10 protein-coding genes are annotated in these 11,646 nt (G+C 60.4%); 6 read left to right on the top strand and 4 right to left on the bottom strand.

The features are described from left to right. Positions 1-2,598, bottom strand: a 2,598-nt coding sequence (acnB, locus tag BFQ03_RS03775) for a bifunctional aconitate hydratase 2/2-methylisocitrate dehydratase (RefSeq protein WP_065942496.1), incomplete at its 3' end; no start/stop codon positions are given. Positions 2,599-2,991: 393 nt separating this feature from the next. Here acnB and BFQ03_RS03770 point away from each other — a divergent pair. Further along, positions 2,992-3,462, top strand: coding sequence for a DUF1289 domain-containing protein (locus BFQ03_RS03770; RefSeq protein WP_029294834.1), 471 nt, complete (start codon positions 2,992-2,994; stop codon positions 3,460-3,462). 52 nt (positions 3,463-3,514) lie between these two features. On the opposite strand, the gene BFQ03_RS03765 is transcribed toward BFQ03_RS03770, so the two are convergent. Then, on the bottom strand, positions 3,515-4,378 hold the full coding sequence (locus tag BFQ03_RS03765; protein WP_032860872.1) for a universal stress protein: 864 nt from the start codon (positions 4,376-4,378) through the stop codon (positions 3,515-3,517). 157 nt (positions 4,379-4,535) lie between these two features. Between BFQ03_RS03765 and miaE the strand changes: the two genes are divergently transcribed. From miaE to BFQ03_RS03750, 3 genes are all read left to right on the top strand, one after another. Next, entirely contained in the window at positions 4,536-5,138 is a 603-nt protein-coding gene (gene miaE, locus BFQ03_RS03760) for a MiaE family protein (protein WP_032860871.1), read from the top strand. 160 nt (positions 5,139-5,298) lie between these two features. Next, the gene (locus tag BFQ03_RS03755; protein ID WP_032860870.1) at positions 5,299-6,006 is read left to right on the top strand and encodes a response regulator; all 708 of its coding nucleotides are present in this window, start codon (positions 5,299-5,301) and stop codon (positions 6,004-6,006) included. A gap of 4 nt (positions 6,007-6,010) precedes the next feature. After that, a complete protein-coding gene (locus BFQ03_RS03750) occupies positions 6,011-7,291 on the top strand; it encodes an ATP-binding protein (RefSeq protein WP_065942495.1) in 1,281 nt (426 codons plus the stop codon). A 415-nt stretch (positions 7,292-7,706) separates the two neighbouring features. On the opposite strand, the gene BFQ03_RS03745 is transcribed toward BFQ03_RS03750, so the two are convergent. Continuing rightward, on the bottom strand, positions 7,707-8,498 hold the full coding sequence (locus tag BFQ03_RS03745) for a MipA/OmpV family protein (RefSeq protein ID WP_032861113.1): 792 nt from the start codon (positions 8,496-8,498) through the stop codon (positions 7,707-7,709). Positions 8,499-8,603: 105 nt separating this feature from the next. Further along, a complete protein-coding gene (locus BFQ03_RS03740) occupies positions 8,604-9,497 on the bottom strand; it encodes a LysR family transcriptional regulator (RefSeq protein WP_032860868.1) in 894 nt (297 codons plus the stop codon). A gap of 131 nt (positions 9,498-9,628) precedes the next feature. Between BFQ03_RS03740 and BFQ03_RS03735 the strand changes: the two genes are divergently transcribed. Both BFQ03_RS03735 and BFQ03_RS03730 read left to right on the top strand, forming a co-directional pair. After that, positions 9,629-10,447: an HTD2 family dehydratase gene (locus BFQ03_RS03735; RefSeq protein WP_032860867.1), complete on the top strand. Its 819-nt coding sequence runs from the start codon at positions 9,629-9,631 to the stop codon at positions 10,445-10,447. A 28-nt stretch (positions 10,448-10,475) separates the two neighbouring features. Then, positions 10,476-11,639: an acyl-CoA dehydrogenase family protein gene (locus BFQ03_RS03730; RefSeq protein WP_065942494.1), complete on the top strand. Its 1,164-nt coding sequence runs from the start codon at positions 10,476-10,478 to the stop codon at positions 11,637-11,639. Positions 11,640-11,646 lie beyond the last annotated feature (7 nt).

The following is an 11,646-nucleotide window of genomic DNA, read 5'->3' as shown; positions in this document are numbered from 1 at the left end:
CACCGGAATGTTGGCGCTTGCAGCGATTTTGCGGAACTCTGCGATCTGGTCGAAGTTCAGGTAGCGGTAGACGTCACTGGCCATGGTGTCCAGTTTGGCCGCGTAGCCCATGTACTCTTCGACGGTCGGCAGGCGACCCAGCGTGGAGGCGACTGCCGCCAGCTCGGCCGAGGCCAGGTAGACGTTGGCGCCATCACCCAGACGGTTCGGGAAGTTACGGGTCGACGTCGACACTACGGTCGAATTCGGCTCAACACGTGCCTGGTTACCCATGCACAGCGAGCAGCCCGGCATTTCCATGCGCGCGCCAGCCTTGCCGTAGATGCCGTAGTAGCCTTCTTCGGTCAGTTGGTGAGCGTCCATCTTGGTCGGCGGCGACAGCCACAGACGGGTTGGCAGCTGACCCTTGACCTGTTCCAGCAACTTGCCGGCAGCGCGGAAGTGACCGATGTTGGTCATGCACGAACCGATGAACACTTCGTCGATCTTCTCGCCAGCCACGCTGGACAGCAGACGGGCGTCATCCGGGTCGTTTGGTGCGCAGAGGATTGGCTCGTTGATGTGTGCCAGGTCGATCTCGATGACTTCGGCGTATTCGGCGTCGGCATCGGCTTCCATCAGTTCTGGGTTGGCAACCCAGGCTTCCATCGCTTGGGCACGACGTTCCAGGGTACGCGCATCGCCGTAGCCTTCACCGATCATCCAGCGCAGCAGGGTGATGTTGGAGTTCAGGTACTCGGTCACGGAGTCTTTCGACAGCTTGATGGTGCAACCGGCAGCCGAACGTTCGGCCGAGGCGTCGGACAGTTCGAAAGCCTGTTCCAGCGTCAGGTCGTTCAGGCCTTCGATTTCCAGGATGCGGCCGGAGAAGGCGTTTTTCTTGCCTTTCTTCTCAACGGTCAGCAGGCCGGACTGGATCGCGTAGTAAGGAATGGCATGAACCAGGTCACGCAGGGTGATGCCAGGTTTCATTTTGCCTTTGAAGCGCACCAGGATCGATTCCGGCATGTCCAGTGGCATCACGCCAGTGGCTGCGGCGAACGCGACCAGGCCAGAACCGGCCGGGAACGAGATGCCCATCGGGAAACGGGTGTGGGAGTCACCACCGGTACCCACGGTGTCCGGCAGCAGCATGCGGTTCAGCCAGCTGTGGATGATGCCGTCGCCTGGACGCAGCGATACACCGCCACGGGTCATGATGAAGTCAGGCAGGGTGTGGTGGGTGGTCACGTCGATCGGCTTAGGGTAAGCCGCGGTGTGGCAGAAGGACTGCATCACCAGATCGGTCGAGAAGCCCAGGCACGCCAGGTCTTTTAGTTCGTCACGGGTCATGGGACCTGTGGTGTCCTGGGAGCCGACGGTGGTCATCTTCGGTTCGCAGTAAGTACCTGGGCGAACGCCTTTGCCTTCTGGCAGGCCGCAGGCCTTGCCGACCATTTTCTGCGCCAGGGTGAAACCCTTGCCAGTGTCGACAGGTGCTTCAGGCAGCTTGAACAGGTCGGTAGGGCCCAGGCCCAGTTCGGTGCGCGCCTTCTCGGTCAGGCCACGGCCGATGATCAGCGGGATACGACCGCCGGCACGGACTTCGTCCAACAGGACCGGGGTCTTCATTTCGAAGGTGGTCAGGACTTCATCGGTGCCGTGCTTGCAGACTTTGCCAGCATGCGGGTACAGGTCGATCACGTCGCCCATGTGCATGTTGGTGACGTCGAATTCGATTGGCAGTGCGCCAGCATCTTCCATGGTGTTGTAGAAGATTGGAGCGATCTTGCTGCCGAAGCAGAAGCCGCCAGCGCGCTTGTTCGGCACGTAAGGAACGTCGTCGCCGAAGAACCACAGTACCGAGTTGGTCGCCGACTTACGGGACGAACCGGTACCGACCACGTCACCGACGTAGGCGATCGGGAAGCCCTGGCCGCGCATTTCTTCGATCTGCTTCATCGGGCCGGTCTTGCCTTGCTCGTCCGGCACGATGCCTTCACGGGCCATTTTCAGCATGGCCAGGGCGTGCAGCGGGATGTCCGGACGGGACCAGGCATCGGGAGCAGGGGACAGGTCGTCGGTGTTGGTTTCGCCGGTGACCTTGAACACGCGCAGGCTGATCTTGTCGGCCAGGGTCGGGCGGTTCTTGAACCACTCGCCGTCGGCCCAGGACTGGATCACTTCCTTGGCGTGCTGGTTGCCATTCTTGGCTTTTTCCGCGACGTCGTGGAAAGCATCGAACATCAGCAGGGTGTGCTTGAGCTGGGCAGCTGCAACGGCGGCCAGTTCGGCGTCGTCCAACAGCTCGACCAGGGTCACGATGTTGTAGCCGCCTTGCATGGTGCCGAGCAGTTCAACAGCGCGTTTTTTGTCGATCAGGGGAGAAGAGACTTCGCCCTTGGCCAGGGCAGACAGGAAACCGGCCTTGACGTAGGCAGCTTCGTCAACGCCTGGTGGAATGCGGTTGGTGATCAGGTCAACGAGGAACTCTTCTTCGCCAGCCGGGGGATTTTTTAGCAGCTCGACCAGGCCTGCGGTTTGTTCGGCGTTTAGCGGCTGGGGAACGATACCCAGGGCTGCACGCTCTTCGATATGTTTGCGGTAGGCTTCAAGCACAGTTATTACCCTCATCAGTGGTCCCACGGGACGCTCATCCAGACATGCACGGCACGCATGCGCTCGGGGGCTTTTTGGGCCGTAGAGCCAGCGCTGCCGGCATTTCTCACAGAAGCTGCTTTCAAAGTTTTACGCCTGCAGAACGGAGCTGATGAGGGTTGGCGCTGGTTATTTAAAGGGTAAATAACCAGCGCCAACACCGTTCTGAAGGAACGACTGTGCTCGTGACGCTTTGAAAACAGCTTCCAACGGATTATTTGGCGCCTTACAAGGCCGGATGATTCTACGGCAAAAAATTTCTAAAGGTAAGTTGCCACAGCAAGTTTGCAGGGTGATGAACCTTAGACAAAGGGCTAACATGGGCCACTGTTTCTGATTCGTGCGTTGCCACCCATGTCCAACCAAACCATCAAGACCCCCTGCATCGGCCTGTGCTCCACGGTTTACGGCGATCTTGTATGCCGGGGCTGCAAGCGTTTCCACCACGAAGTGATCCAGTGGAACGGCTATGGCGAGGAAGAAAAACGTGCCGTATGGCTGCGGCTTGAGCAACTGCTGGTGCAGGTCATGGCGGGCAAACTGGAGGTTTTCGATCCCAAACAGCTGCGTTGGCAGCTGGAACAGCGCAAAATCCGCTTTGTGCCGCACCAGTCCGAATACTGCTGGGCCTACCAGTTGATCGCCCGGGGTGCGCGGGTGATCAACAATCTGGAAGCCTATGGGATGGTGCTGATGCCGGAGTTTCGCGACTGGAACCTGCCGGAACTGCGCGATGCCATTGATCGGGAGTTTTTTATCCTGTCCGAGGCGCATTACCAGCGTTACATCGCGCCTGGGTTCCTCAAGGATGCACTTTCTGGCTGAAGACACCGATCAAAATGTGGGAGCAAGCCCGCTCCCACATTTTTGATCTTTGTTATTCCTGGCTGGCCAGTTCTTCCAGGTGATCGATGATGCTCTGGGGCTTGAGTACCAGCACATCACTCTCCAGCGCATCCAGCACCACTTCCGCCGTATTGCCAATCAATGCCCCGGAAATCCCGGTGCGCGCCACGGTGCCAATGATCGTAACCGCCGCGCGCAATTTATGGGCAGCATGGGGAATCAGCACATCGGCCGGGCCTTCTTCGATATGCAGGCGGCTGTCATCAATGTCGAATTCGGCCTGGAATGCCTTGCACTGCTCGCGATAGCGGGCTTCGATGGTTTCCTTGAGCTGGAACACCGGATCCGCGGCCGACAACATGGGCGACGGATGGGCGCTGATCACATGCAACTGACCCTTGGCCAGGCTGGCGATGTCAAAACCATGATCGACAATGGCGGCATGCAGGGTTTTATGCTCGTTATCGAGGTTGCCCACGTCGATGGCCGCCAGGATCACACCGTCGGTCCATGGGGTCGCGGTCTTGACCAACAGCACTGCCGCTGGGCACAAGCGCAAGAGTTTCCAGTCATCCGGCGTCAGCAGGGCCTTTTTCAACGGGCTGTCGGGGTAGTGCTGCTTGATCACCAATGCGCACCCTTCGGCCTGTTGAACGTCGATGATGGTTTCGTGTCGGTTGTTGCTCCAGGCCTGTTCGGTGCTGACGCTGTAGCCGTCTGCTAGCAGTTGTTCCTTGAGCAAGCTCAGCAATGCCGAATGCTCATGTTTTCTGTCGCACACCAGCAAATGCAGGTGGGCGTCGGTCACCCCGGCAATCAGCTTGGCGCGCTTGAGGGCCAGGCTTTCTGAATGTTCGGGCTCGATGATCACCAGGATTTTGCCAATTTCGTTCATGAGCGGGATCTCCAGGGGTGGGAAGGGCAAGGCTTGGAACAACTATAGTTGTTGCCCGCCGTACGTCATGTTGATGCACATCAAGGCCCGTGACTGGTGGTCTGCGGCGGGGTCGGTATAATCGGCGGCCTTTTGTGATCCTTTGCCCGTGAGCCCGATGAACCTGCCAGAAATCCACGACTTCCTCGGTTGCCGCACCCCCGACGCCTGGGTCCAGGCGGCACTGGCCGACCAGGAAACGATGCTGATCGACCACAAGAACTGCGAGTTCAAGGCCGCCAGCACCGCCTTGAGCCTGATTGCCAAGTACCACTCCCATGTCGACCTGATCAACATGATGTCGCGCCTGGCCCGCGAAGAGCTGGTGCACCATGAGCAGGTCATGCGCCTGATGAAAAAGCGCAAGATCGAGCTGCGCCAGCTGCATGCCAGCCGGTATGCCTCGGGCTTGCGCAAGGTGGTACGCAGCCACGAACCGGTCAAGTTGGTGGATACCCTGGTGGTGGGCGCCTTTATCGAAGCCCGTAGTTGCGAGCGTTTCGAAGCACTGGTGCCACATCTGGACGAAGAGCTCGGCAAGTTTTATTTCGGCCTGCTGAAAAGCGAGGCGCGGCATTTCCAGGGTTACCTGAAGTTGGCCTATCAGTATGGTGAGGCCAAGGACGTTGCCCAAGTGATCGAACGGGTGCGTGCCGCCGAGCAGGCGTTGATCGAATCGCCGGACGTCGAGTTCCGTTTCCACAGCGGCGTGCCAGCCTGAGGCTAAACCCCCGTAAAAGACTGCGGGCTATTTGTTAAAAACTCTTAAAAACATGAAGTTTGCGCCAAAGCCCCTCGGCAAAGGGGTTGGGTGCGCGTGTCGACCGGTGTTGGCCCCTATAATGCGCGCACTTCAATCAGTGCTCGTACAGTGGAAGCTTATGGAAAACTTGGGTCTTGGCAGGGTATTGCTCGTTGAGGATGATCAGAAGCTTGCAGGCCTGATTGCGCACTTCCTGTCCCAGCACGGTTTCGAGGTGTCGACCGTGTATCGCGGGGATCAGGCCTTGGCGGCCTTTCTCGCATTCAAGCCCAAGATCGTCGTCCTTGACCTGATGCTGCCAGGCCAGAGCGGCCTGCATGTGTGTCGCGAAATTCGTAATGTGTCCGACACGCCCATCGTGATCCTCACCGCCAAGGAAGATGACCTGGACCACATCCTCGGCCTGGAGTCCGGCGCCGATGACTATGTCATCAAACCCATCAAGCCCCCGGTGTTGCTGGCGCGCCTGCGGGCCCTGCAACGGCGCCAGGCGCCCGAGCCGACCGTGCGTGGTTCGCTGGCGTTCGGCCAGTTGGCGATTGATCGCAGCTGCCGGGGGGTGAGCCTGGGTGACGAGAAGATCGACCTGACCACCATGGAGTTCGAGTTGTTGTGGTTGCTGGCCAGCAGCGCGGGGAAGATCCTCTCGCGTGACGATATCCTCAATCGCATGCGCGGGATCGCCTTCGATGGGCTCAACCGCAGTGTCGATGTGTATATCAGCAAGCTGCGCAGCAAACTCAACGACAACCCCCGCGAGCCCGTGTGCATCAAGACCATCTGGGGCAAGGGCTACCTGTTCAATCCGTTTGCCTGGGAGGTCTAGCCAGATGCTGCGCCTGTTCCTGCGTCTTTACATCATCCTGGCCCTGGGGTTGGCAGGGGCGATCTGGCTGGTGAACTACACCTTCGACGAATTGCTGCCCGAAGCCAACGAAACCTACAACCGTGAAGCCTTGCGCGGTCCGGCCTACGGCCTGGTGGAGCAGTTGCGTCCATTGCCGGCTGGCGAGGCCCGCGTGGCGCGCCTGGCCGAGCTGCAAAAGCACTATGGCTTGCGCCTGGGGTTTATTGACCGCGACGCCGCCGGGCTCAACCCCCGCGAACAACAATTACTGGCAGACGGCAAGTTGGTGGTGCGCGGCGATTTCATGGAATTCATTACTGAAATCGACGGCGGCGTGCAGTTGCTTGAGGTCAAGCTGCCGGTGGAACCGCGCTGGCTGTACCTGTGGGCCTACAGCTTATTGGGCTTGTGTCTGGCCATCGTCCTGTATTTCTGGGTGCGGCCGCACTGGCGTGACCTGGAGCACATCCGCCTGGCGGCCCAGCGCTTTGGTGACAATGACCTGGGCTCGCGCATCCTGTTGCCGCGCCGCTCCACCGTGCGTGAGTTGGCCGGGCACTTCAACCAGATGGCCGAGCGCATCGAGCACCTGATCGCCAACCAGCGCGAACTGACCAATGCGGTGTCCCATGAGTTGCGCACACCGATTGCGCGCCTGTCGTTCGAGCTCGATCAGCTCAAGCAGGAAGCGGATCCGCGCCAGAGTCGCGCGCTGATTGGCGACATGTACGCCGACCTCGGCGAGCTGGAGGAAATGGTTTCCGAACTGTTGACCTACGCCAGCCTGGAGCGTGGTGCAACGCAGGTCACCCGGGAGAATATCGAAGCCCACAGCTGGCTCGACAGTGTGATCGGCAGCGTGGCCCTGGAAGCGGAGGCCGAAGGCGTGCAGTTGTCACTGCGCACCTGTGAAGTCGATTTCATCCAGATCGAGCCGCGATTTATGGCGCGCGCGGTGATCAACCTGCTGCGCAACGCCATTCGATACGCCGAGCATCGGGTGGAGGTGTCGCTGGTCAGGTTTGGCGGTGGGTATGAGGTCCGTGTCTGCGACGATGGCCCCGGCGTTCCCGAGGACGGTCGGGAGAAAATCTTCCAGCCCTTTATGCGCCTGGACGCCAGCCGTGACCGTCGCACCGGTGGCTTCGGCCTGGGGTTGGCATTGGTGCAGAGGGTGAGCCAGTGGCACGGCGGGCAGGTACAGGTCCTGGATTCGCAGTGGGGCGGGGCGTCGTTCCGCATGACCTGGGCTTATGCCGACTGATCCTGTGAAGTTCAAAATATGTGGGAGTCCCCACTACCTCTTCGACGTAGCGCTGTCGCGCAGCAAACTGGAGGCACCTACTAAATTTCAGCTTTTAGAGGTAATTTTTAACCCTTTAAAATCAGCAGCTTATTTTATTTTTGATAGGCGCTGTCGAGCTTTAGCGAGGCTGCGATAGCGGTGGATCAGGCGACATCTTCGCTGCCTGTGCCGCCGCCATCGCAGCCTCGCTGAAGCTCGACAGCTCCCACAGGGGATTGGCGGTGGAGCCGGGATTTTGGGCTGAGTGAAGATCAAAGGTGGGAGCTGTCGAGCCCCGGCGAGGCTGCGATTGCGGTGGATCAATCAGTACATCTATCACTGACAGACCGCTATCGCTGGCAAGCCAGCTCCTACAGTTGAAGCGGTTATCGGATCAGAAGGTGTAGTTCAGCACGCCCATCACCGACGTCTGCATCCTGCGCTCGACAATCGGGCTTTTACCCGCATCGCCGGACAAATACTGCATATCCAGCTGGGTGGAGAAGGTGGTCTGGTCGCTGATGGGCAGGGTCCAGCTCACATTCAAGCCGCGGCTGACCATCCCGCCCTTGGCGTCATACGCGCGAAAGCGGCTGCGCTGGGCCTGGCCTGGGGTCACGCCATACCAGGTCTGCACATAGTTGCTATCGCCAAAACGGCTGTTGAGGCTGGCGTCCACGGTGCCGTAGTCACCGTCATACAGGTTGGTGCCGATGCTCAGTTCTAACGAGGTGAACGCCTTGCCGCTGTCTTTCTTGTCGTCTTCCTCCAAGGCATGTTCCAGGGTCGCGCCCAGGATCGCCGAGCCCAAGGTGTAGCTGGCGCTGACGCCGATCTGCGGCCGCGACTTGATATCGCCCATGCCCTTGAGTCGATCGGAGCCGAGGTGGCCGCTTTTCTTCTTGTCCTTGCGCGACGCACTGGCCCCGACGTAGGCGCTGAAGCTGGCGTTGTCATCCTCATAGCCCCAACCCAGCCCCGTATGGGTGTCGAGGAAAATCCCCCACGGGCTGACGATTTGCCCGCCCAGCACTGGCAAGGTCGTCCGCTCATCGCTGCCGCTATAGCGTGGCATGCTGGCTACGCCGGCCTGAAGGCTGTACTCCCAGTCAGCCGCGGTGGACAGTTGGGCCCAGGTAACCAGCCACAGTGACGTGGCAGACAGGTAGATCGTTTTTGTACGCATGATGGCCTTCATCGTTCTATCGAAGGCTCAAATGCTAGGCAGTGGGTGTCCAGCGGTCTTTGACAGCTTTGTCGGGAAACTGTCAAAGACTGTTAAGCGCGGGTTTCAGCCTGTTGGCTCTGCTCGCAAAGTGGCAATCAGTGCCTTGATCGCCCCCGGCAGGGCATCCAGTTCGCGTACCAGAATGCTGCGTTCGCGCACCGCCCAGCTTTCATCGAGCTTGACGGTCACCAGTTGCATGGTCCGGCTGTGCCGCACGGCAGCGGACTCGGGGATGATGCCGATGCCGACCCCGGCTTCGACCATCCGGCAGATGGCCTCGAAGCTCGACATCTGGATACGCAGTGACAGCTGCTTGCCCAGGCGTTCGACGTGTTCACGCAAGAAACTGAGCAAGGTGCTGCCTTCGTGCAGGCCGATATGTTGATAGGCCAGGGTTTGCTCCAGGGTGACTGCCGGCTGGTTGGCCAAGGGATGGCCCACCGGCACCGTCAGTACCAGGTGGTCGGTGCTGAAATGCAATACCTGCAAGCCCGGTGCCTGCACGGGGCCGGCGATGATGCCCATGTCACTGGTGCCGTCGAGCACGCCGCGCACGATGTCGCGGGACAGGCGCTCTTGCAGGTCGACCGTTACACCCGGGCGCTGGGAGAGGAAGCCAGCGAGGATTTCCGGGAGAAACTCGGTGACCGCCGTGGTGTTGGCGAAGATGCGGATATGCCCGGCGGAGTCGGCGCCATATTGGGTGAATTCGCTTTTCAGGTAATCGACCTGGCGCATGATCAGCCGTGCGTGATGCAGCAGTCGCTCGCCGGCCGGGGTGATTTCCACGCCGCGACTGTCACGGTACAGCAGGCGCGTATCCAGTTGGCCCTCCAGGGCCTTGATCCGGGCACTGGCAGCCGCCGGCGAGAGAAACGCGCGTTTGGCGCCCTGGGTCAGGCTGGGGGATTCGGCGATATGGATAAACAGGCGCAGGTCGGCCAGGTCGAAGTGCATGCAAGGCTCCCGGGTAAGGACGGCGGCGTTCAGCATAACCGAACGCTGGTTTATTGAAATGCAAATTCTCAGAACGGCCAGGCGCTTGCATGATCCGGGGCAGACACCCACTGCCCGAGGACCTGCACCCGATGAGCGCCACTGATTGGATCGGCCGAAGCGAAACCACCCGTGACCATTTGAGCTGTAACCTACTCAAGCGTATTGCCACCACCTTCGGCGAGGCGGTGCCGGACGACGGAGCGGATTTACCACCGCTATGGCAGTGGTGCTTCTTCCAGGACCCGTTGCCGGAAACCGCCCTGGGTGCCGACGGCCATCCGGCCCGGGGCGGGTTCCTGCCGCCGGCCGATAACCGCAACCGCATGTGGGCCGGCGGGCGTATCGAGTTCCTGCATGCCCTGCGTGCCGGTGAGGCGGCAACCCGCGTGTCGACCATCACCCAGGTCGAGGAAAAGACCGGTCGCAGTGGCTCGTTGTTGTTCGTCACCGTGCGCCACGACTATTCCCAGGACGGCCGCCTGGCGATCCGCGAAGAGCAGGATATCGTCTACCGCGAGCCCACGCCGCCCAAGTCGGGCAGCGGTGATGCCCTGGTCCGGGGCGAGTGGCTTGAGGTGATCGAACCCACGTCGACTCTGCTGTTTCGCTACAGCGCCGTGACCTTCAACGGCCACCGCATTCACTACGACTACCCCTACGTGACCGGCACCGAAGGCTATTCGGGGCTGGTGGTGCATGGGCCGCTGATTGCCACCTTGAGCCTGCGTGCCTTTTGCCGAGCGCATCCCGACGCGACTTTGCGCCGGTTCGCCTATCGCGGCGTGCGGCCGTTGATTGCGCCGCAGCCGTTTGAAGTGGGCGGGCGGGTGATGGCGGCCGGTGTTGCCCAGCTATGGGCCGGTAACGCCGACGGCCTGGCGCAGCAAGCTGAAGTGCATTTCGAATAATCCAAGAACAACAGGCGGAGAGCCGTTTATGAACCCCAATGACAACGAAGAACTCAACGCCATCCGCGAAGGCGTGCGGGCCTTGTGCGCTGAATTCGATGCCGCTTACTGGCGCAAAGTCGATGAAGAAAAGGGCTTTCCCGAAACCTTCGTCAAGGCCCTGACCGATGCTGGCTGGCTGTCGGCGATGATTCCCGAGGAATACGGCGGCTCCGGCCTGGGCCTGGCCGAAGCCTCGGTGATCCTTGAGGAAGTCAACCGCTGCGGCGGCAACTCCGGCACTGTCCATGGCCAGATGTACAACATGTTCACCCTGCTGCGTCACGGCAGCGAGGCGCAAAAGCGCTTCTACCTGCCCAGGCTGGCCAGCGGCGAATTGCGCCTGCAATCCATGGCTGTCACCGAGCCCACCACCGGCACCGACACCACCAAGATCAAGACCTCCGCAATCAAGCGTGGCGACAAATACGTGATCAATGGGCAGAAGGTGTGGATCTCGCGGGTGCAGCATTCCGACCTGATGATTCTGCTGGCGCGCACCACGCCGCTGGCCGAGGTGAAGAAAAAGTCCGAAGGTATGTCGATCTTCCTGGTGGACCTGCGCGAAGCCATCGGCAACGGCCTGACCGTGCAACCCATCGCCAATATGGTCAACCACGAGACCAACGAGTTGTTCTTCGACAACCTGCAACTGCCCCTGGACAGTTTGATCGGCGAGGAGGGCAAGGGCTTCAAATACATCCTCGACGGCTTGAATGCCGAGCGCACGCTGATCGCTGCCGAGTGTATCGGCGATGGCCGCTGGTTTATCGAAAAGGCCAGCGCCTATGCCCGGGATCGCGTGGTGTTTGGCCGGCCCATCGGGCAGAACCAGGGCGTACAGTTCCCGATAGCCCAAGCCCATATCGAGATCGAAGCGGCGGACCTGATGCGCTGGCGTGCCTGCGAGGAATACGACAGCGGCGTGAATGCCGGGGCCAGCGCCAACATGGCCAAGTACCTGGCGGCCAAGGCGTCCTGGGAAGCGGCCAATGCCTGCCTGCAAACCCATGGTGGTTTTGGTTTTGCCTGCGAGTACGACGTGGAGCGCAAATTCCGCGAAACGCGCCTGTACCAGGTGGCACCGATCTCCACCAACCTGATCCTGTCTTACGTGGCCGAGCATTTGCTCGAACTGCCACGCAGCTTTTGAGGGCCTG

It is taken from the genome of Pseudomonas sp. 25 R 14 (assembly GCF_900004755.1).
Lineage (GTDB): Bacteria > Pseudomonadota > Gammaproteobacteria > Pseudomonadales > Pseudomonadaceae > Aquipseudomonas > Aquipseudomonas brenneri.
This window is presented reverse-complemented; position numbering and strand designations above follow the sequence as displayed.